The sequence below is a fragment of the Vibrio porteresiae DSM 19223 genome (assembly GCF_024347055.1).
GTDB classification, from domain to species: Bacteria; Pseudomonadota; Gammaproteobacteria; order Enterobacterales; family Vibrionaceae; genus Vibrio; species Vibrio porteresiae.
On the sequence record NZ_AP024896.1, the window covers coordinates 1,152,075 to 1,172,801 of the forward strand.

General features: G+C 46.1%; 20 protein-coding genes and 1 pseudogene. 4 read left to right on the plus strand and 17 right to left on the minus strand.

Features of this window, described 5'->3' with window-relative positions; translation table 11 throughout:
• Positions 1 to 112: 112 nt before the first annotated feature.
• The 5 genes from OCV11_RS21860 to OCV11_RS21880 form a co-directional block, all read right to left on the minus strand.
• Positions 113 to 751 (minus strand): aspartate/glutamate racemase family protein, encoded by a 639-nt coding sequence (locus OCV11_RS21860; protein WP_261896545.1) that lies wholly within the window; start codon positions 749 to 751, stop codon positions 113 to 115.
• A gap of 14 nt (positions 752 to 765) precedes the next feature.
• Positions 766 to 1,485 (minus strand): dipeptidase PepE, encoded by a 720-nt coding sequence (gene pepE / locus OCV11_RS21865; RefSeq protein ID WP_261896546.1) that lies wholly within the window; start codon positions 1,483 to 1,485, stop codon positions 766 to 768.
• 12 nt (positions 1,486 to 1,497) lie between these two features.
• Complete coding sequence (locus tag OCV11_RS21870; protein WP_261896547.1) at positions 1,498 to 3,072, minus strand: OPT/YSL family transporter; 1,575 nt, start codon at positions 3,070 to 3,072, stop codon at positions 1,498 to 1,500.
• 79 nt (positions 3,073 to 3,151) lie between these two features.
• Positions 3,152 to 3,835 carry an AroM family protein gene (locus tag OCV11_RS21875; protein WP_261896548.1) on the minus strand — a complete coding sequence of 228 codons (684 nt, stop codon included), beginning with the start codon at positions 3,833 to 3,835 and terminating at the stop codon, positions 3,152 to 3,154.
• Entirely contained in the window at positions 3,835 to 4,776 is a 942-nt protein-coding gene (locus OCV11_RS21880) for a DUF1177 domain-containing protein (protein ID WP_261896549.1), read from the minus strand. The genes OCV11_RS21875 and OCV11_RS21880 overlap by 1 nt, the downstream gene beginning before the upstream one ends.
• 94 nt (positions 4,777 to 4,870) lie before the next feature.
• On the opposite strand from OCV11_RS21880, the gene OCV11_RS21885 reads away from it, so the two are divergent.
• Positions 4,871 to 5,785, plus strand: coding sequence for a LysR family transcriptional regulator (locus OCV11_RS21885; protein ID WP_261896550.1), 915 nt, complete (start codon positions 4,871 to 4,873; stop codon positions 5,783 to 5,785).
• 113 nt (positions 5,786 to 5,898) lie between these two features.
• Here OCV11_RS21885 and OCV11_RS21890 read toward each other — a convergent pair whose 3' ends face one another.
• Entirely contained in the window at positions 5,899 to 6,348 is a 450-nt protein-coding gene (locus OCV11_RS21890) for an SH3 domain-containing protein (RefSeq protein WP_261896551.1), read from the minus strand.
• Positions 6,349 to 6,924: 576 nt separating this feature from the next.
• On the opposite strand from OCV11_RS21890, the gene OCV11_RS21895 reads away from it, so the two are divergent.
• Positions 6,925 to 7,416 (plus strand): hypothetical protein, encoded by a 492-nt coding sequence (locus OCV11_RS21895; protein ID WP_261896552.1) that lies wholly within the window; start codon positions 6,925 to 6,927, stop codon positions 7,414 to 7,416.
• A gap of 113 nt (positions 7,417 to 7,529) precedes the next feature.
• Here the strand turns inward: OCV11_RS21895 and OCV11_RS21900 are convergent, their stop codons facing one another.
• From OCV11_RS21900 to phhA, 6 genes and pseudogenes are all read right to left on the minus strand, one after another.
• Positions 7,530 to 8,951 (minus strand): aspartate kinase, encoded by a 1,422-nt coding sequence (locus tag OCV11_RS21900; protein WP_261896553.1) that lies wholly within the window; start codon positions 8,949 to 8,951, stop codon positions 7,530 to 7,532.
• Between the two features lie 43 nt (positions 8,952 to 8,994).
• Positions 8,995 to 9,381, minus strand: a complete 387-nt coding sequence (locus OCV11_RS21905; protein WP_261896554.1) for an ectoine synthase — start codon at positions 9,379 to 9,381, stop codon at positions 8,995 to 8,997.
• Positions 9,382 to 9,427: 46 nt separating this feature from the next.
• On the minus strand, positions 9,428 to 10,693 hold the full coding sequence (gene ectB, locus OCV11_RS21910; protein ID WP_261897982.1) for a diaminobutyrate--2-oxoglutarate transaminase: 1,266 nt from the start codon (positions 10,691 to 10,693) through the stop codon (positions 9,428 to 9,430).
• A 43-nt stretch (positions 10,694 to 10,736) separates the two neighbouring features.
• Positions 10,737 to 11,282, minus strand: a complete 546-nt coding sequence (ectA, locus tag OCV11_RS21915; RefSeq protein ID WP_261896555.1) for a diaminobutyrate acetyltransferase — start codon at positions 11,280 to 11,282, stop codon at positions 10,737 to 10,739.
• Positions 11,283 to 11,889: 607 nt separating this feature from the next.
• Positions 11,890 to 12,234, minus strand: a complete 345-nt coding sequence (locus OCV11_RS21920) for a 4a-hydroxytetrahydrobiopterin dehydratase (RefSeq protein ID WP_261896556.1) — start codon at positions 12,232 to 12,234, stop codon at positions 11,890 to 11,892.
• A pseudogene (phhA, locus tag OCV11_RS21925) lies at positions 12,224 to 13,028 on the minus strand (phenylalanine 4-monooxygenase). The gene OCV11_RS21920 and the pseudogene phhA overlap by 11 nt, the downstream one beginning before the upstream one ends.
• Positions 13,029 to 13,243: 215 nt before the next feature.
• On the opposite strand from phhA, the gene OCV11_RS21930 reads away from it, so the two are divergent.
• Positions 13,244 to 15,232, plus strand: coding sequence for an acetoacetate--CoA ligase (locus tag OCV11_RS21930; protein WP_261896557.1), 1,989 nt, complete (start codon positions 13,244 to 13,246; stop codon positions 15,230 to 15,232).
• 87 nt (positions 15,233 to 15,319) lie between these two features.
• Positions 15,320 to 16,246, plus strand: coding sequence for a LysR family transcriptional regulator (locus OCV11_RS21935; protein WP_261896558.1), 927 nt, complete (start codon positions 15,320 to 15,322; stop codon positions 16,244 to 16,246).
• 261 nt (positions 16,247 to 16,507) lie between these two features.
• On the opposite strand, the gene OCV11_RS21940 is transcribed toward OCV11_RS21935, so the two are convergent.
• Genes OCV11_RS21940 through OCV11_RS21960 form a run of 5 tightly spaced genes read right to left on the minus strand, consistent with a single transcriptional unit; the run spans position 16,508 to position 20,719 of the window.
• Complete coding sequence (locus tag OCV11_RS21940) at positions 16,508 to 17,923, minus strand: ATP-binding protein (RefSeq protein ID WP_261896560.1); 1,416 nt, start codon at positions 17,921 to 17,923, stop codon at positions 16,508 to 16,510.
• Entirely contained in the window at positions 17,913 to 18,569 is a 657-nt protein-coding gene (locus OCV11_RS21945) for a response regulator (protein ID WP_261896561.1), read from the minus strand. The genes OCV11_RS21940 and OCV11_RS21945 overlap by 11 nt, the downstream gene beginning before the upstream one ends.
• A 2-nt stretch (positions 18,570 to 18,571) precedes the next feature.
• On the minus strand, positions 18,572 to 19,198 hold the full coding sequence (locus tag OCV11_RS21950; RefSeq protein WP_261896562.1) for a tetratricopeptide repeat protein: 627 nt from the start codon (positions 19,196 to 19,198) through the stop codon (positions 18,572 to 18,574).
• Positions 19,199 to 19,215: 17 nt separating this feature from the next.
• A complete protein-coding gene (locus OCV11_RS21955; protein WP_261897983.1) occupies positions 19,216 to 20,025 on the minus strand; it encodes an SDR family oxidoreductase in 810 nt (269 codons plus the stop codon).
• A gap of 10 nt (positions 20,026 to 20,035) precedes the next feature.
• Complete coding sequence (locus OCV11_RS21960) at positions 20,036 to 20,719, minus strand: TenA family transcriptional regulator (RefSeq protein ID WP_261896564.1); 684 nt, start codon at positions 20,717 to 20,719, stop codon at positions 20,036 to 20,038.
• Positions 20,720 to 20,727 lie beyond the last annotated feature (8 nt).

Sequence of the window (20,727 nt, forward strand, 5' to 3'; positions counted from 1 at the left end):
CTCTCTTTGTGCGAAAAAACAACCACAAACAATATAGTGTTCTATAAATGAGACATTTACAGAGCCCAGCGAACAATGGTTGACACTGCTGCGCTGGGCAATGAAGAGCAGTTTAGCTGGCGGCGATACACATACCGGCAGCGATCACTGGGTTTATGACGGGAAGTGAGGTGTGCGGGGCAAGCAGAGCAGCAACATCGACGGTTGCCATGCCGGTACAGGCTAAAGCGATCACTTGCGCACCTAACGCTTCACACTCTAATGCCGCTTCAATGATAGAAGCTTGTCCTGCAGGAGTATGAATGTCGTGAGTACACTGGACATGGCGTGGCTGGCGATAGATGAGGTGACAGTCGGCTAACTCACGGTCAAACACCGCTGGCGCTTGCGGCTCTAGCCCTAACACGCCGATGTTGGTACCGTAGCGTTTTGCCACTGTACAGCAAGACTCGCCCGCGCCTATCACTGGGATAGGCAAGGTTTGACGCAACGTTTCTACCCCAGGGTCGGCTGCGCAACTCACCACTAACAGGTCAATGTCGGCGCTCCATAAACTGCCTAATTGAAAAATTTTCGGCAGTGCTTGGGCTAGAGTCACTTCATCATGAATGCCATTGGGCTGATCCCAAAGTGCCTTGGTTTGCCACGTTTTATTGGCTACCACCTGCTTCATTAGCTCTTGGTGCATATCCAAAAAAGCTTGGTCATCACTGGAAAGCACGCGAATCACCCCGATTCGATCAATGGTCATTCCCTACTCCTTTATCACGCGCTGGGTGTAAGCAACGCGCTGCAGTCGCCCAAAGGTAAAGACAATTGCTCGCCGCCCTTAAAGGTATAACCGTCACCCGCACCCACCAATTGCATCTTGGTTCCTTGAACCCACAAGGCGCTGCCTTCTACTAATGCCACCACCAGTTTCTCAGGGTTCATCACCATAAACTCTGCTAAGCGCTGTTCACGGCTCTCGCCATTGTGACCAGGAATTTGGCCGCTGATGAAATGTGGGTTGATTAAGAACGGAACTAATTGCAAAGCAGTAAACGTTTCTGGCTGAACAATCGGCATGTCATTGGTTGTTGAGATACTCAAACCAGCCAAGTTAGACCCCGCACTCCAACCGACATAGGGAATGCCTGCTTGAACTTGCTCACGAATCACATCAACTAATCCTTGCTGTTGTAAACGACTGAGCAAAGCAAAAGTATTGCCGCCACCAACAATGATCATCTGTGCATGACGCAGCGCTGCTTTAGGGTCCGATACTTGGTGTAAGCCCACCACTTTGATTCCTAACGAAGAAAAATGCGGTGCAACGCGCGCAAGGTATTCGTCATAACTACGAGTCACCCCCGCATAAGGAACAAAAATCGCTTCAGTGATGGTATTTGATTGACCCGCTAAGAACGCCTCCATTAGAGGCGTTGTGTGTGAAAGATACGGTGTTGCTTGGTAACCTGAACTGCTGCATAACAAAATATTCATAACACTACCTTACTATTTAGAGCCCAATTTCAGAGTCGATGAGAAGAAACTGTAAATGGCAGAACCTGAGATGGCACCTGCACCAAGCACATAGAGCTTTTTCATACCTTCTTCACCGTACTGTTTAAGAACCCAGAATCGAATGAGTAGACCGACAAAAATCATAATGCCAGCCAATGGAGAGACAATCAGTAATCCTGTTGCCAACAAAACCCCGATCTGTTTAGAGATACCACCAATCAGCTGAATCACTGCACCAACTACGGCCCACATTGCAAGTAACATTGCCACATGTTGGTCAGCACCTGCGTTGATGGTGGCAACATACACACGTGCAACAGGCGGTACGAGGTCTTGCGCAAAATAGAAACGATACGCAAATCCTACCACTAGGATAGAGATACCGAAACTGAACAGTTCGGCAAAATATTGCTGACGACGACCATCCATTTCATAGGCCTCATCGTTACCTTCGTTACGAATAATCCAGCCGGTTTTCAGATCGTACGCCATATCGGCAAAAGCAGGTCCAGTTGCCACCGTAAATGCCACCAAAATACCTAACGCTTCTTTCGGGAAACCAATCAGCATACCAAGCACTAAGAAAATCAGGCCGGTAGCAAAAGATGGGAACCAACCCGAGTGCATAGCCGCAATACCCACGATAAGTTCAGATGCCATCGCTGCTACAGCAGCAAACACCAACCAACCAATGATCATGCCAAAGCTCATGTCGGTATAAATACCGGTCGCTAAAGCCAGCATCAGGCTTATCGCCAAATAGACGCTAAAACCACTGACCATTGCCACTTTCATTTGCAGTGCTGAGCGAGTTGGACGTTGCGCTGCTTCACCTTGTTCACCGCCATGACGGCCGCCTTTACGGATCAACAAAATGATTTGAACCAGAGCGACCAAACCCGCACCAATCATGATGCCATGTGGAATGTACTGACTGCTGATATCAAAACCAAACAGTTGATTTGAATAGCCACGTAGAATCAAACCCACACCGAGTGCCGCCAGCGCGAACGCGTTGGAAATCCAAGTGATACCTAGCATATCGGTTGGGATACCAAAGGCTTTACCGACTGCCCCACCAACAATACCAATCACCAACAGTACGGTACTTTTGCCTTTGCTTGCCGCCGCTTTAAGTGCTTCGGCTGTCGCAAAACCTGGAGGCCAAGCACCACGCGCGCTAAACAGCTGGCTATCAAATGAGAAGTAAAGGATCGATGCATCAGTGATAACGGCTAACGCCGCACCAATCAGCATCGGGGTTAACATGTCGCTCTCTCCCATCAAAAATGGGATCGCAAGTGGCAGCAACAATCCATTTGCTGCAGAAAACGTCGCACCAGAAATCGAGGTTTGGATCAGGGTTTGCGTCTCCATCGATTGGAAGCGCTGAAACACTTTCATCGGTAAATAGGAGAGCAAAATGGCGATCAATGCACCGATAATTGAGGTGTTTGGCGTAATACCAACGCGGGTAATCAGCTCCATACCGATAATCGCGCCAAGAGTTGCAATCACAATATTGAAGATAAGTTGTGATGGCATGAAGAATTTAGGGTGAGCCATAGGAGGCCCGCTCTTCTTGGAAGAGCTGGCTTGAGTATTCATAACATTCCTTATTAGAACTTAATCCATGGGCGCTTAACTAAGCGTTAAGCGCAAGTTTTACGGTACTAAATATGATTTGGCGTGGCGTCAACACCGACTTACCACTGAGCTTTGCAATTTCCGTCCCTTGGGCGACTGAGTAGCCCATGCAGTCGAGATAAAGCATATCGCCATCGAGTTTTGCCGCCTCAAGTGCGGCTTTTTGCCGTTGACCGTCGCTTAAGTAAGGCGAGCCATAGAGGCACTGAACAGAAAAGCCGTTATTGAGCCAACGTGCTTTGGTATTGACCATCTGCTCTGGAGCCGGTGACATCACCAACAACTTGGCATCGGTTCCCAATCCAAGGAAGAAATGCTCAACAATACGCTTAGGTGATAACACGCGAATCGTCGGATGAGCAAACAGCGGCAAATCCCCAGTACACAGCACCACGACTAAATTGGGTGCTTCACTCAATGCTTTCTCAACCGCTTGCGCCAGCAAAGGCTCAAGATCCTGTTCACTGATGGTGACTTGTCGACCGTCACGCATCCGCGAAACCAGCAGATCCGTTTTTCCCTCAATGGGATAGTGTTGATTAACCTCTTCTAAGGTAAACGGATCTAGCGCACCGTATTCACGAATAGTGACACTGTCACCTAGAAGATGAGCTAAATCTTCATGCAGATCGCTGCGTGGCGCTTGACCAATAGTGACAATCGCCAATATTGGCTGAGTCATTACGCTTCACTCCCGGCGGTTTGGAAATGGGTTAAGCTGCCGTAACGACGTTGCATTTCAGCAAATTCATCTTGATCAACGAAGTGACAAATGCCTTGGCTAAAGTCCTTAGCCACTTCAATCGCCAAGCGCGCCGCTTGCTCGATATCCACTTCATGACTGGCACCAGTCGCACAACCAGCAACCGCAACCGCGGTCGATAGCGCAATACCAATCACGGGTGCTTTGGTCGCAACGGAAGGTTGCAAAATACTATTAAGGTGATGCAGCGTATTGCCATAAGGAGTGATGTCTTGCTGAGTTAACGCAAACACATTGGCCATTTGACCAGTCACACGTTCAACTACATCAAGCACCGTTTCACTGACACGCAGGATATAACCTTGACAAACAGTAGGAGAAATCGCGACTCCACGATAGTTCATGATGCGGTTACCTTTCGTGGTATCGATAGACACAATCGCATCCATTTCAGCATCAACTTCGTGTTCCCAGGTATCTTCCATCGTAATTGGCGAATCCATGAAAGGGACAGGAAAGTGTTCGCGCGTTGGTGCATCAGGACAGATGTGGGTTGTGACAATCACATCACCAGCGAGTGCGTCACCATAACTGGCCATACGAATCAATTTGGCGGCTGCCGCTAATGCCGCCGCTGCGCCATCGCCGTCAGAGACATAACCGATGATATCTGGACGCGCACCAATGCCGCCAAGACGACCAATAATGCCTAATGTTGGCGCTGTGCCCCCCGCAGATTTGCCGTTATTACCCGGAATCATCACCTTGATAAAATCGCTTGCGCCTTTATCTGAGGTTAAACGTTGGATTTTGATTTGATCCGCTGTCGCGCCCTGCTCACAAAGATACTGCTTAACCACCTCACCACTGGCTTGTGGGTTATCGAGTAACTCATACAGTTCGAACACTTGTTTTAACATCTCATTCATCCTTGATCGTAAAAAGTGTATCGATAATAGCTAAGTTTATTGATAGGATAAATTTGAATCACCTATAGATTAATAGGAATAGTCTATGAATATCACATCGCGACAGCTGGATGCATTTTTGAAAGTCGCTGAATTGGAAAGCTTTACCGAAGCCGCTGAACTGCTTCATCTCACTCAACCATCACTTAGCAGCCAGATTCGTCAGTTAGAACACACACTGCGGATTAAACTGTTTGAACGTACCACGCGAAAAGTGGTGTTAACCGAGGCGGGACAAACCTTTTTGCCCGCTGCCGAACGCACCTTACACCGGCTTAATAGTGCGTTAAAAGACATGCACAACCTCGCCGACGGGCAAACCGGGCGAGTCAGTTTTGCCGCATTACTGACGGTGGGAGCGAGTTTAATTCCCGCGGCAATGGCGCAATTTCAGCAGCGCTACCCCAGTATTACCTTGGAATATATTGAAGAGAGTGACGACCCGATATACAAACAGGTGCAAAGCGGAGATATCGATTTTGGTATCAGTGCCCTGCCAAAACCAATAGACGACATCACTTTTACCCCAATCTATAAAGACTATCTCTATTTTGTGTGTTCACCACGCCACCCACTTGCTACCAAACGAGAAGTCAGTTGGCAGGAGATCGTCGAAAATCCTTTTATTGCGATGCCTCGTGGCACCAGTATGCGCATCTTGATGGAGCGTGGATTTGCCATGACCGATGTGATGTTAGAACCCGTGCAAACCGCTGTTTATCAATCGACAATATTAGGGATGGTTGCTAATGATATCGGTGTAAGCGTACTCCCTTCATCCCTCAAACTGATGTTTGAACGCAACGATGTGTGCCTAATTCCAGTCAAAGAACGGTTGTATCGAGAAATCGGCTTGATGGTCTCTAATAAACAACCCCTTTCAACGGCAGCGCAGCGTTTGGTGGATGTGATTTGGGACATTGTTGGGAAAAATAGGAGCTTGCTGCCTCGTCCCGATTAGTCTCTCACCATCAGACTCTTAGCGGAGTTAGAAAGCAGTTCGTGCTCACAAAACGTAAAACGCCGCCATCAGCGTAAACTCAATGGCGGCGAATACTGACGAACTCGTTCAGACTATTTGGCGTGGTGTAAGAAAGAAGCACTGATCCAGCTGACTTTGCCGCGGTAGATGATTTTTGCCCAACCGTTAACAATCTCTTCAACTTTCACTTTTTCACCGTGATGCAATGCACCAACCACTGGCGCTTTAGGCATTGGTTTTACGCGTACGTTAAGGTCCTTGGCCGCAACAACATACATACCAGGAGCATGATGCGGTTTGGCTTTCGCTTTCTCGTGATGTGGCTTCGCTTTAGCTGGTTCAGAATGATGAGCCACCTTCGCTTTTTCTTCTTTCTTCGCAGCAGGATGCGCAGCTTGCTGTGCTTGAGACTGAGCCTTCACTGGCGCAGGTGTCTGGGTTGCTGTTGGAGCGCAGACTTTACCTTGTGGGCAAGTTTCAGCTTGAGCAGCAGCGCTGCCTAATACAGTAGCAAGAGCCATTAATAAAATAGATTTACGCACATTATTCTCCTAGTGTAACTTCATGAATGCAGACCGAAATATCGAATCACTAGATGCTCATCCATGAAGCAGAATCTCATTTTTCGCTAACCTATCACTTCCAATTTTAAACGCCAGTAACGAAACGTGAATTGACCATCAACTGACGTAAATGCATCTTTCTTGACAGAACTAAAAATAAAGTTTTTTTACCTCAGAACTAGGTCATTATGTCGATGTCTTATCTCTCTTTTTTGACCATTTTTAGCCCATTTTGAACAGAGTCATTCAAATACCCAGCTTGCTGTGATAGACCACAACGGGTATGTTACGCTACAGCGGTTAAAGTTACGCCAGATGACACTGATTACGAACTGACCTAAGCGTGACTATTTTCCTGATCTAACGCTCATTTTCGTCATCTGAGTGCAAATAAATGTGTTTTAGAGATTGTTTTTTGAAGATATGCCCCAAAAAATAGGGGATACGGTAAACGACAACTCACAAAATGCTGACTTACCGCAAAGTACACAGGTAAAGAGCCATGTACTTTATCCATAGAATTTTGATCAAGCAATGATAAGGCTGGAATGACACATGTCAGAAGTATCGACAAACGTAACTAATACCGCGCCAGTGATGCAAACCGTTTTGGACACTCTTAACTCTGGCTGGGGGTATTCAATTGGTGGCATTATTCTGGTCGTCGCGCTCGGCTATTTTGGATTGAAAAAGCTTAACACTCCTCGCTTTGTGATTAAGCAAATCCGTCGACGTAACCTGAAAGAGATGAAAAAAATGGGTACGGAAAGCAACGAAGCCATGGTGGATCTCGACACCCTATTGGATTCCGTTGAAGCGTACGCAGTGAAACAAGGCATGAACGGTTCAGAAATGTCTAAGATTCTGTTACCTCTCCAAAAAGCGGCTTCGGGTAAAACCTCTGGTGGCAACTTCTATCACTCGATGGCGCACATTGCCAACAACATTGGTGACACCGCTCTTGCCGGTAATCTGCAGAAGAAAGCCAAACAAGTGAAAACCAGCTCACCACTGATGGCAAGCCTACTAAAACGCGCTGGTGTTTAAGTTTTTATAAGCTTCAATTTTTAGAAACATGCTAACCAGCAAATGATAAAAAGGCGGGATTTCCCCGCCTTTTTAATGCCTGCAATTTGAGATAACGCAACGCCTTTTGCGTATTAGGCCGCTTGTGTTACCTGTCGCCCCTCTTGAACAGTTGACGACTCGATCAACGCTTGATGAAGCGTACAAACCGCTGCGGCGTAATCTTGCTCAGCAATGGCATACTGCACGGTAATATCATCCAATTTGGCTTGAACAGAGAGCACATCAATATCATTCGCGACTAATGCTTTCACACCTCGACTCACCACATCGGCACAATCAATATGCGCGCCAATGGCTGCCACTAAGGCGACGGTACGCAATGTGATCGCAAGTTCAGGAGAGCTCGCTTGTAACTGCTCGACTAAGCGGTCCATTTGATCACTTTTCCCATGCAGATAGACCGTCATACCACAGCCATCACTCTCCTGCCCAATAGAGCGGATCTGCAGAGCAGTCAGTTGTCGTTCAAACTGCTGTGAAAAATTGCTCTGGGAGGTCACCTCGGCAAGATGTAACGCAAATGCTTTGGCCTTACCGGCCACGATTTCAACTCTTGCACTGTCTGGCGCTTGCACATCAGCGATGCAACTGCCTGCGTGGTCCGGTTCAAAGGTATTTTTCACATACAGTGTAATCCCCTGATCCTTTAACCCTGCCGCCGCATTGGGGTGAATTGCTTCCATCCCCAAACGCGCCAATTCAGCCGCCACATCGTAATTGGTAACGCCCATAGGATGAACCCGCTCTGGACCCACGATTCGCGGATCGGCACTGCTTAAATGATACTCTTTGTGAATGATCGCGCTTTGCGCCCCAATACGCACTGCGATGCGGCTAAAGGTCATTTCGCTATAGCCGCGATCATAGGTTTTCATCAGTCCTTCTTGGCAATAGGCATAGCCAGTGACGATAGGTAATTCTTGCGCAATATCAATACCTTCAAACGCGTTATCAATCACCTCATCCAGTGGCAGAGGTTCGGCGGTATTCCATCCTGACAGATCGACAAAACGTGCATTGATCCCGATGTTATTGAGCTTAAGTGCGGTGTTAAATGCACTATGAGCTTCCCCTAACGAGGCCAAAAACTCGCGCAAATCGGGTAAATAATCGGCTTGCACAAACTGACCAAATTCACACGCTTTGAGAATTGATTCAATACAACTCTTAGCCTGACTTAAGCGAGTTTGAATAAATTCATCCGCTTCTAATCGCACCATTGGGTCGGCAAACTGCTGCTCATTGATAAGCAGCATTCGTTGCTCTAGCTCATTTAGCGCCTTAGGCCAATCCGATTCCCCTTGGGCGATCTTCTGATACACTCCCGGCTTCCCTGTTCTTTTACACTCTAAGAGTGCATCGGTCATGCCGCCGTAGGCTGACACAACAAACACCCGCTGATAGGGATTGCTGGGTTTTAATATAATATTGTCCAAAACCGCATCAAATGCGGTCATGGAAGTGCCACCGATTTTTTCTACGGTGTAAGACATGACGTCTCCTCTTTTTGCGATTCAACACGATGAGTTATTGCGCTCACTCAACCAATGGGTAAACGCCATTGCTGTCGTGTGTTTCTTGCCCAGTTAATGGTGGATTAAACACACACGCCATCACCATATCGCCTTTTTTGTAGGCACGCAGATGGTGTTCATCGTGCTTATCCAGTACATAGAGAGTGCCTGGTCGAATCGGATACACTTCACCACCGACGACTTCAATCTCCCCTTCACCAGAGATGCAATACACTGATTCCAGATGGTTTTGGTAATGAATGTGTGTTTCTGTCCCCTTGTAGATAGTGGTGATGTGAAATGAAAAGCCCATCTTGTCCTCTTTAAGGATCATACGGGTGCTCTCCCAGTTTTGGGCCACCACACGGCGTTCACTCTGCTCACACTCTTTTAGGGTTCTAACAATCATGACTTCTCCTTCTTCAGTTTTGTTGTGCTTCAATCCTGCGGTTGATTTAAGATGCTTTTGCCAATAGCTTTGGCGCGAGGTTTTCTATCGCTTGTTCAAAGCGCTCAAGGCCGGTCGCTAGCTCTTCTTGAGAAATAGTCAAAGGGCAGAAGAACTTAATCACTTCATCTTCTGGGCCCGCCGTTTCAATCACCATACCGAGAGCAAAACACTCACGCGCAATTTGCTCGGCAATCGAACCATTTTGACATGCGATACCCTGCATCAAACCGCGCCCTTTTACTTTGGCAAACAGCGTTGGATAGCGACTGACTTGCTCATTCAATACCATGTTGAGTTCACGCGATCGCTCCATGATGTGCTGAGAAAACTGCTCATCACCCCAATAGGTAGTTATTGCTTTAGCCGCGGTAACAAAGGCATGGTTGTTACCACGAAAAGTGCCGTTGTGCTCACCAGGCAACCACACATCGTATTGTGGTTTGTAAAGTACAATCGCCATAGGTAGACCATAGCCGCCGATGGATTTTGATAGCGTCACCATATCCGGTTTGATGCCTGCAGCTTCAAAGCTAAAGAAGGTGCCAGTGCGTCCACAGCCTGCTTGAATATCGTCAACAATCAGTAACACGTCGTGTCTGCGACAAAGGGAAGCGAGCGAACGTAACCACGTATTTGACGCCACATTGAGTCCACCTTCGCCTTGTACGACTTCAAGGATCACGGCAGCCGGTTTATCCATACCTGCTGAGTTATCATTTAACATCGCTTCAAAAAGGGCTAAGCCATCAACATTGGCATAACCATCGTAAGGAAGCCTTGTCACACCATGTAAACCGATGCCAGCACCACCGCGATGATGTTGATTCCCAGTCAGCGCAAGTGCCCCTAACGAGCAGCCATGGAAACCATTGGTAAACGCCACGACATTACTACGCCCAGTCACTTTACGCGCCAGCTTAATCGCAGCCTCAACCGCATTGGTGCCTGTTGGTCCAGTAAACTGGACGCGATAGTCTAATTCTCGTGGACCAAGGATGTAGCGTTGCAGCGTATCGAGAAACTGAGCTTTTGCTTCTGAGTGCATGTCTAGCCCATGGGTTAAACCATCTTTTTCGATGTATTCGAGCAGTGCTTGTTTTAACACTGGGTTGTTGTGTCCGTAATTCAGAGCACCGGCACCAGCCAAAAAGTCGAGGTAGGCTTGTCCATCTTGGGTGTAAAGCCAAGATCCTTTCGCGCTCGAAAACACAACAGGAAAGTGACGGGCATACGATTGCACATTCGATTCTTTTTCTCGAAAAATATTCATGCTAATAAAAAGACCTTTATTGGTTTGGTTTGGTTTGGTAGCTTTATACGTTTCTCTGCTGAGAAATGGGAATTCGATAGAGGTACTCGCTGTCATGCTCACCATCAAAATGGCGCGTTTCATCAAGAAACACCGACACTTCACCGCGCTCACCGTGTTGGCGATCGAGCTTTTTAAACAGCGCCCAAGATCCTTGGTTTGAACGGGTAATGGTCGTTTCAATCGCGGCAATATCCGCTAGATTTTCTCGACGCAACAGCGTTTGCAACATATGGAAGGCAAGACCACGACCACGCTGATCTGGGTGAACGGCAACTTGCCAAATGAACAGTTCATTTTCTTTGTCTGGCTTTTGATAAGCAGAGATAAAACCGACGCATTCACCCTGCTCTTCTGCCATAACACACGTGTTTCGAAAATGTATGGACTGCAAAAAGTTACAATATTCGGAATTCTCGTCCAAAGGTGAACATTTTGCGACCAGCTCATGGACTCGCTGACCATCAGACCGTGTTGGTTTTCTTAAAACCCACGACACATCCTGATTCACCTGATTGGGAAACGCCACTAAGGGCGCACTTGTCATCATAGCCATCTCCATTATGTTTCGAACTCTAATCAATCGCCTTATACCATAACAAACTGATATGAGATTTCAACCCTATAAAATGTCATATAAATGCTATTATTTGCGTTATAAATTCGATTGATTAGATAATAATGGTGTGAAACGTCCAATACTGATGAGTATTTTTAGTTTGAAATGTAATCATTTATTAAATAAGAAGGCGAAAAATAAAGCAGATTAACTAAATTGCGCAATTTGTTTCATTGAGTCAGGTATCACTAGCATTTTAACAAGATTTGCAATTTGCATTTGCATATTGCAAAGAAAAATCAAAATAAGGTCAGTTTTTCGTCAAAAATAACCAAATTAGAACCAGATCCACAAAATAAAAGTTGGCACGCTATCTGCATTATATAAATCGACCCTTCTTAAGCCGAGGGTCACCTAGCCAACTGACGTTGTTAGTGAATAGATTTGTTCACACAAAATATAAGCCAATCGTGGTATTACGATTGGCTCTTTTTTTATCTGGCTTTTTTGTCTAGCTCATGCATCCAGTGAGCTCGCCCGTTAGCCATGTTTTCACTAACGAGCGAGATACCTCTTACGGTAACGACTATCCTAACTCTCAATCACCTACGTGATAAAGCTGATCGCATTTTGCAGCGCAGATAAAATCGTTTTTGTGTAATCCATGTAATGAGTGTGTCCACCAAGTGACCGTCACTTTACCCCATTCAGCTAAAATAGAGGGATGATGGTTCTGCTGATCTGCTAAGTTCGCCACTCGTTCACTAAAAGACCACGCTTTTTTAAAATTGGAAAACTGAAAAGTCTTCTCTAGTTGAGGGACGGATTCCCGAGTTACGATTCTCCACCCATCAAGTTCAAATAGCAGCTCTTGCAATTGTTGATTGGTTAACGCGCCTGCTGCACCAGCCCGACAGGCTTCACATCTGAGCTCATGTAACATTATCGTTCTCCTTGATTACGTCACTTGGTGACATCATGCCGAGTGATTTGGCTTGTTCGATACTTGCGGACAAATCATCACACATCAGCTTAAATAATTGAGAAAAATCATCTAGGTAGTAATACAGAGGTTGCATTTTATCAATGCGATATGACGTTCTTAACACGTTCAAAAGATGGAATGGTTGACGACGTGCCTCTGTACTCTCCAGCGCATAAACTGTTTCTCCGGGCGAAGACAAAATCCCTCCACCATAGATCCTCAGTTGCCCCGCTTCTTTGATTAATCCAAATTCCACCGTAAACCAGTATAGTCTAGCTAGATAGACTCGATCTGACTCTTTCATCGCTAAACCTAACTGTCCAAACATATGGGTTAACTCAGCAAACTGGGGGTCAGTGAGCATGGCACAATGACCATACACCTCATGGAAAAAGTCTGGCTCTTGCAGATAGTCAAGATCCTCTTGCCGACGCAAAAAAGTGGCGATGGGAAATTGCTTTTTCGCCAGTAACGTAAAGAAACGCTCAAAGTTGATCAATGCAGGCACCGGTGTCACTTGCCACCCAGTGCTGGATAGTAAAATAGGATTGATGTCGGTCAGCTGTGGAGCCGCCCTATGGGATAACCCGAGCCTCTCCAAGCCTCTCCAAGCCCTGCAAGTAGGCACTGCACGCTCGACCATTAATGCAGCGAGATTGGCGCTCAATCAGTTGCTGCCAAACATGATGTTCAGCCGTAGTCCAATCAATATGACCTCGTGCATCCAGCGGCTTTGAATGGTAATCGCTCATCACGCCTCTCCTTTTCTTCACCACTGCTATAACCATATACCGCGACACTAATACTGACATCTTTATAAATAACTCAGTGCAATGGCATTTTGTAAAATAATTGTTACATCCAATATTTCAAATGCATTCGCACACCTATGAGTCACGGGGTTTGACAACTCTTATTACGCCAACAACACTTGAAGCATCATCTAGGTTATCTTGCAAGGAAGGCTATGGCAGACATTGCCCCGATTTGGCAACCCAGCCAAGAGCGTATCAAAGCATCGCTTCTCTCTGAATTTATGAGCCATTTAGCGGCCAATGGCAGAAGTTTCGCCGACTATTCGGCACTGCATCAGTGGTCGGTCGTCGACAGCAAAGCGTTTTGGCTGGAAGTTTGGAATTATTGCGATGTCATCGGCTCACAAGGACAATGTATTACCGGCGATAGCATCGTATCAGGTCGCCGCTACTGCGCGGCGGCGGATACCAAATGGTTTCCGCAAGCCGAGCTTAATTACGCTGAAAACTGCCTCTCGTATGCCTATCAACATCCCGATGGCATTGCCCTGTGGTTTCGTAATGAGAATGGCAACACGCAAAAGCTCACTTGGCAGCAACTTTCAGATCAAGTCTCTATCGTTCAACAGTGGCTCGAACAAAATGGAGTGACGGCTGGTGATGTGGTGGCGGGCTATCTCCCTTACATTACCGAATCCGTTGTGGCGATGCTCGCAACCACCAGCCTCGGTGCGATTTGGACTTCGATTTCCCCTGATTTTGGTATCGATAGCGTTTTAGAACGTTTTGGTCAGGTCAATCCCAAGGTGCTTTTCTGCTGCAATGGTTATACGTTTGGGGGTAAAAGTCATCGGCTTGAGCACAACAACGCCGCCATCGCCGCCCAATTACCTCACCTGAATAACATCTGCCAAATTGAGTACTTGCAACAACGTAATGACAGCGACGATTTCAATGATTCTTTTTCTGATTGGCAGGCCATACTGCAAAGTTACCAAGCTCGAGGGATAGAGTATCACCGCGTCTCTTTTAATGATCCGCTGTTTATTCTTTACTCTTCAGGTACTACAGGACAGCCTAAATGCATCATTCATTCGGTGGGAGGCACGTTACTTAACCATATGAAAGAGCATCAGTTACACTGCGATATTCAACCTAAAGATCGTGTTTTCTATTATACGACGTGTGGTTGGATGATGTGGAACTGGCACGTAAGCGCCCTTGCCAGCGGTGCGACGTTGATTATTTACGACGGACATCCGTTTTATCCGCAGCCGCAAGTGTTATGGCAGCTTGCTGAAGAAACCCAAACAACGCTGTTTGGTACCTCAGCCCGTTATTTGGCTGAATTAGAAAATCGTCTCTTCTCCCCCTCGGACTACTATTCGCTCAATCATCTCAAAACGATCTGCTCGACAGGTTCTCCTCTCTATCCCGAACAGTACGATTTCGTCTATCAGCACATTAAAAGTGATGTCCATTTAGCCTCAATCTCAGGCGGGACTGATATTTGTGGCTGCTTTATTTTAGGCGTTCCGACTCTTCCGGTCTATCGTGGCGAGTGCCAAAGTAGCGCACTCGGAGCCGATATAGCCGCCTATACAGAGCAAGGAGTTGCTACCTTAACTGAGCCGGGTGAATTGGTCTGCCGTAACAGTTTCCCTAACCAGCCGATTGGATTTTGGCAAGATTTTTCAGGGAAAAAGTACTTTGCTGCTTACTGGCAAAAATTTGCTGGAGTGTGGCACCATGGCGATGAAATTCAAGCCACCTCTGCACAGGGTTGGCGTTTCCTTGGGCGCAGTGACACTATGCTCAATCCTGGCGGAGTCAGAATTGGTACGGCAGAAATCTATCGTCAAGTGAATGCTATGGCTGAGGTGCAAGACTCCATCGCCGTTGGTTACCAACAAGGAAACGACGAAGTGATCGCTTTGTTCGTTAAACTTGCACCGGGGTGTCTACTCACCGATGAGTTGCAAACCAAGCTTCGCCAGCAACTAAAAACGCGCTGCTCACCTCGCCATGTCCCAGCCTACATCGTCGCAGTCGATGATGTACCACGCACACGTTCAGGTAAATTGGTAGAAAAGGCGCTTAAACAAGCATTACATCAGCAAACCATTACAAATATGCACGCAATTGGGAATCCACAGAGCATTGATGAAGCGAAAGTGCGATTTTTTGCCCAATTAACCTAGGTTTTAATGAGAAAATAGTTTTTATGATATTCATTTTTATGAACCTAATGTTATATTCGGATTTCATCTTCCAATAAAGCAGGTTCTATGGATTACGTTCAGCTTTCCCGATTTAGCCTTAAACACTTAACGGCACTTCACGTTATGTTAAGTACACGCAGTGTGACTCAAACCGCCAAGCGATTATGCGTAAGCCCATCCAATATCAGTAAAATTTTGGCTCAGTTACGCGAACTGTTAGCCGATGAACTGTTCTTTCGTGACGGTAATCAACTGATTCCAACCGCATTCGCCTTACAAATCTCCCCCACTATTCACCACATTCTATCGAGCATGAACGGTTTGATTCATCAAGCGGGCTTCGATCCCAAGGAGTATCACGGCCATTATCAAATCTCGATGCGTGAAAGTACCTTTGAACTCTATTCTAAGCGCATTGCACATATTATTGAGCAGTGCGCAGATGATATGGTGTTAACGGTACACTCGAAAGATCAGCATGGTTTCGACTCACTGCTCAGTGGCATTGTCGATTTCGTCATTTTGCCGCACGATATCAGTCAGCCTCCGACATCTGCGCAAGATTTGGGATGGCAAGTCATTGATTACGATAGAATGATGTGTCTGATGCGTCCAGATCATCCTCTTGCCGATCAAACATTAACTATCGACAATTACCTACAATCGTCCCATTTGGATATTTCAGATAACGAATTGAGTGACCCCTATTTCGAGAAATATCTCACTCAGCACCACACCTCGCGAAATATCAAAGTCATCACCAGCGATTTTGGTTCTGCTGCGGATTTGTGCCATCACACCAATTTGCTGTTTACCTGTTCAGAGCTTTGGGCTGATGCTTCAAGTAAAACCCATGGTTTGATCAGAAAACCGCTCCCTTTCGACTATGGCACTGTCGCGTATAGCTTGGTTTGGAACCGTTCAAATATGAATAACCAAGCGATCAAATGGCTGGCAAGTCAACTGTCCAATCAAGAATTGGTCGCTTACTAGATACAAATAAGGGTTAGCTTACGCTAACCCTTATTTGTTTACTTCTAATTATACTAAAGCCGTTTTATTCTAACCTGTTGTTAGTGATGAATTTAAGCCAAATCCACTTTGACCACATTCATTCTGTTGACCTAGGAATTATAGGTTAACTACTCATTTCTCAACAGTGAAATTAAGTAAATACTCAATTTACGATATGGAAATAGACATAGGAAGAATGTACTTAAACTAACACTAATATAAATAAATGACATGCTTAACTTAGCCGGAAATAAATTTGACCAGAAAAATATTTTTATTTTCTTGGCGTGGCAAAAGTTCTACGGTTCCTTGATGTAAGCGGGCAATATCACGGGTAATCGACATGCCTAACCCAGCGCCATCCCCCCGCTCTGAATTGGCTCGATAAAAGTTATCAAACAGCTTAGTCCGTGTTTCTGCACTGATGTCTGGTCCAGTATCGGTCACTTTAATTTGGATAAACTCACCGGCCTGCTCAACATCAATGGTGATTTCACTGCCTTCTCCCGAGTAACGTATGGCGTTATCAATAAGATTGGTAAACAGCACTCGCAGCAAAGCTGGGTCACCTAACATTTCAATACTGTTGCCACTGAGCGCCAATTCTTGATGTTGCTTCAATGCCATAGGTACCATATCAGCTAGCGTTGTTTGTAATAACCTATGAAGATCCACCGCATCAAAGACAATAGATTGCACGCTTTCAACTCGCGCTAACATCAATAATTGCTGAATTAATCGGTCGGTACGTTCAATCCCCGCTAATATATGATTGAGCGATGAATGTAATGTTATTTCATCACGAGTTTCTAATGCAGCTTCCGCATTTAACCGCAATATCGCCAGTGGCGTTTTCAATTCATGCGCTGCCATACGAGTAAACCGTTTTTCACGTTGCCATGCATTATCTAATTCAAACAATAAGTTATTTAATGCATCCACCAGTGGTGACAATTCTAAAGTGGCTTGAGGAACGTAAATTTTATCGAGTTTATTAACGCTACGCAGGCTAATGGCACGGCGCAATTCACTGATCGGTTCAAAATGACGGTCAATCAAAAATACCATCAAGATGGCTAAGCAAGGGATAAGGATCAGTTGTGGTAAAGCACTGGCAAGTGCCAGCTCGTTCATCATTTCGCGGCGAATCGATTCTTTCTCTGCAGTGATAACGTAGTCATGGCTATTGGCTAACGGTAATTGAAAGTAGCGCCACTCCTTACGATTCACTGTGACGTAACCGTACCCTTGGTAATTGGGGTCGTGCATGATTTCAGGTGCGTCAGGGATCGAACTCCAAAGCAAAGCGCCACTACGATAATATTGAATGACAATATTGCGTTCGTAAGGGTGCCCATAAGCCGTCGGACCTTCATCACCCTGAGCTTTCGCTTGTATATCTAAAGCTTGCATCCAGCGGTCTAACTGCTGTTTTGCCATAGTTTCATCAAGCTTATCAATCACATTGGGTAGGCTTAACAGCGCGATTTTCGCTGATTGTCCTAGGCGAGCGTCGTACACTTCTTGAATCTCATGTCGTGATTCAATAAAGCTAAACACCAGTGAAAGTAAAATAAGCAGCGAGGATAAGATAACGACCGACCACGTTAGGCGTCGTTTTATGGAAAATGGGGCGGAAGGCACACTACTTTTCAATGATGTACCCCACTCCACGAATGTTTTTGATCACTTGCTGAGGCACTTTTTTGCGCAGGTTATGAATATGCACTTCAATGGCATTATCGCTGGCCGATTCATCCCAGCCATGCAGCGCTTGTAGTAGCTGTTCTTTACTCAATACACGCCCTGCTGAAGTCATAAGGGTAGCTAAAATTTTAAACTCATTGACGGTGAGTTTGAGTTTTTCTCCAGCATACGAAACAGATTGCTCAGAGAGAGACAAAGAGAGCTCACCGATGTCGAGATTGGTTTCACAAAATCCCGATTGGCGACGGATGATCACTCGCAGGCGAGCAAGTAGCTCTTCCAAAGCAAAGGGTTTGACCAGATAATCATCTGCTCCACCATCAAGCCCTTTGACTCGGTCTTCGATATCATCACGTGCGGTTAGAATTAATACTGGCAGAGTGTACCCCGCCCGGCGCACACGTTTGAGTACTTCTAATCCATCAATATCAGGAAGGGTTAAATCGAGCACAATCGCAGCAAATTGTTCGGTTTTAAGCGTTATCTCAACGCCAGCACCGCGCTCGACCCAATCCACGGTATAACCGTGGCGGCTGAGCGCCGCCACCATGGATTGCCCAAGCATGACATCATCTTCAACTAACAATAGCCTCATTGCTACTTAAGCTCTCCTAACTTTTGGCTTATCTCCTGCTTGCGTCCTTGATCCGCAATAGGCCGATCTGGGCGCGGCGGCGCGTTAAGCGCTTTAGTCAGATAGATAACCGCTTGCTTTTTATCTCCCTCTTCGGCAAGAAAATCACCGTAGAAGAAATTGGGATCAATCCCGGTTGGGTTGATTTCTAACGCTTTTTTCAGCATCTGTTCTGCTTTTTTGTCGTCACCAAAGCCAATCGGCCAACCCGGTACTTTGTAGTATAGCGAACCTAAACTGGTATAAGCGGAGCCATCTAACGTTTCTGGTGCTTTTTCAATCACTTCTTCTAACAGCTTTTTCGCTTCTTTCACCAAAGAGAGCGCACCTAACCCACCTTTTGCCCCCGCCAATGAAGATTTGTTAATCGCTAACCACACTTTTAAGTCTTGACGGTCCGGTTGTTCATTGAGGCTTTTGGTATTCATATCAATCAAGTTCTCAAAACAATAAACCTGATTGTCTTTATCTTTGGATTGATATTGGCATTTGGCCCACTTCTGCTGAATACCATGAAGAGGGTCGGCGGCAAAAGCCGCAGACGATACAGTCACAGCGGTTATCGCAAGGCTAGAAACAAACAATTTCATGATGTAACTCCTTAACATCAAACATTCTTATGCATTTGACGAATGAAATGGTGAATGGTCTCTTGTTGTTTACGAATGGCATTACTGACCACCGCAGGTAATAACTGGTTAATACGAACAAACAGTTTTTCAGGCCAACCAATCCAAAGTACGGAAACCTCTTTTTCCAGTACTTGAATAAAATGCTGCGCCACGCATTTTGCATCATCACAATGATTACCCAGAGCTTGATTCATACGCCTAACTGACTCGGTATTGAGTGAGGTATCTGTGGTTCGTGGTGCCAAATACAACACCTGAATTCCCGTTCCATCGAGTTCGCGATTGAGCGCTTCACTAAAGCGATACAAGCCTGATTTGGCAGCGCAGTAAGCACTGTAACCAGGGTAGCCAATACCACCTAAGGTCGAGCCAACATTAAGAATAATGCCTGGGCGATTGATCCACTGCAGCGCACTTTGCGCCACAAGAATCGGTACCGTTAGGTTAAGCTGAATTTCTTGTGAGACGGATTGAGCACTGCGCCGCGATAGCAGATCAAATTGGTTGTGACCAGCGTTATTTATCACGATATCGATACGTTGACCGTCGATACAGCCACGAGCGTACTCATTTAGGCTCTCCATGTCGCAAGACTGGGTAAGGTCTAATGCTAAGACGTGGTGGCGTTCACTATTGGGTAATAAGGCACGCAGTTCTTCAAGCTGAGCTAAACGGCGCGCAACCAATACTAGGCTTGCGCCTTGCTCCGCCAGAGCCTTAGCTACTTCCTTACCAATACCGCCGGTGGCGCCCGTGAGTAGTACTCGTTTGTCTTGCAACTTCATCATCCGCTCCTTATGCAGCTGATAAAATGTTGGCGTGGCTTAACTCATTAAGCATCTGACCGTAAAGCGAAAAAACCGTATTCGCACTGTCGATGATCGCCTGTTGATCAACCGGATCTTCGATTTGGTTCATTAGCGTTTCAAATAGCTTAATGTGATCCAAATCCAATACGCTATGTGAACGTAAATAGCTCATCGCATTGTCCGAAAGCCCCAGTGTATGTTTGATTAACGTCGCCACTTCACCACCAACACTGACACTTGTTCCTTCTAACACCCAAACCATGCCAAACAGGGCGATAGGATTACCGCGATCAATTTGGTGATAAAGATAAGCCACCATCAGCTCAATGGCTTGGCTCGCCTTACCTTCCCGCAAATTTGCTACAACGAGATTAGCGTCAGCTCCGCAAGCGCGAATGTCATTGAGAATCCATTCGTGATGTCCCATCTCTTCTTCAATGTATTCACCAATTGCGCTGCGTAGCCACTCATAACGAGGCGATAAACGCCCACCACACGCCATCAATAAGGGCACTGTGTGTTTAACGTGATGAAATGCTTGAGTCAGAAAGGCCACATACTGTGCGTGGCTGATTTTGCCCTGAGCACACTCGGAGAAAATTGGGGCATGTAACATCGCCTGTTGAGCTCGGCCAGTCTCTTGTTGTAATCGAGTGAAAAACTTAGTCATGATATGAA

Coding starts and splice junctions, on each gene's coding strand:
- OCV11_RS21860 (WP_261896545.1), bottom strand. CDS start 751: ATGACCATTGATCGAATCGGGGTGATTCGCGTGCTTTCCAGTGATGAC.
- pepE (WP_261896546.1), bottom strand. CDS start 1,485: ATGAATATTTTGTTATGCAGCAGTTCAGGTTACCAAGCAACACCGTAT.
- OCV11_RS21870 (WP_261896547.1), bottom strand. CDS start 3,072: ATGGCTCACCCTAAATTCTTCATGCCATCACAACTTATCTTCAATATT.
- OCV11_RS21875 (WP_261896548.1), bottom strand. CDS start 3,835: ATGACTCAGCCAATATTGGCGATTGTCACTATTGGTCAAGCGCCACGC.
- OCV11_RS21880 (WP_261896549.1), bottom strand. CDS start 4,776: ATGTTAAAACAAGTGTTCGAACTGTATGAGTTACTCGATAACCCACAA.
- OCV11_RS21885 (WP_261896550.1), top strand. CDS start 4,871: ATGAATATCACATCGCGACAGCTGGATGCATTTTTGAAAGTCGCTGAA.
- OCV11_RS21895 (WP_261896552.1), top strand. CDS start 6,925: ATGTCAGAAGTATCGACAAACGTAACTAATACCGCGCCAGTGATGCAA.
- OCV11_RS21900 (WP_261896553.1), bottom strand. CDS start 8,951: ATGTCTTACACCGTAGAAAAAATCGGTGGCACTTCCATGACCGCATTT.
- OCV11_RS21905 (WP_261896554.1), bottom strand. CDS start 9,381: ATGATTGTTAGAACCCTAAAAGAGTGTGAGCAGAGTGAACGCCGTGTG.
- ectB (WP_261897982.1), bottom strand. CDS start 10,693: ATGAATATTTTTCGAGAAAAAGAATCGAATGTGCAATCGTATGCCCGT.
- ectA (WP_261896555.1), bottom strand. CDS start 11,282: ATGATGACAAGTGCGCCCTTAGTGGCGTTTCCCAATCAGGTGAATCAG.
- OCV11_RS21920 (WP_261896556.1), bottom strand. CDS start 12,234: ATGTTACATGAGCTCAGATGTGAAGCCTGTCGGGCTGGTGCAGCAGGC.
- OCV11_RS21930 (WP_261896557.1), top strand. CDS start 13,244: ATGGCAGACATTGCCCCGATTTGGCAACCCAGCCAAGAGCGTATCAAA.
- OCV11_RS21935 (WP_261896558.1), top strand. CDS start 15,320: ATGGATTACGTTCAGCTTTCCCGATTTAGCCTTAAACACTTAACGGCA.
- OCV11_RS21945 (WP_261896561.1), bottom strand. CDS start 18,569: ATGAGGCTATTGTTAGTTGAAGATGATGTCATGCTTGGGCAATCCATG.
- OCV11_RS21950 (WP_261896562.1), bottom strand. CDS start 19,198: ATGAAATTGTTTGTTTCTAGCCTTGCGATAACCGCTGTGACTGTATCG.
- OCV11_RS21955 (WP_261897983.1), bottom strand. CDS start 20,025: ATGAAGTTGCAAGACAAACGAGTACTACTCACGGGCGCCACCGGCGGT.
- OCV11_RS21960 (WP_261896564.1), bottom strand. CDS start 20,719: ATGACTAAGTTTTTCACTCGATTACAACAAGAGACTGGCCGAGCTCAA.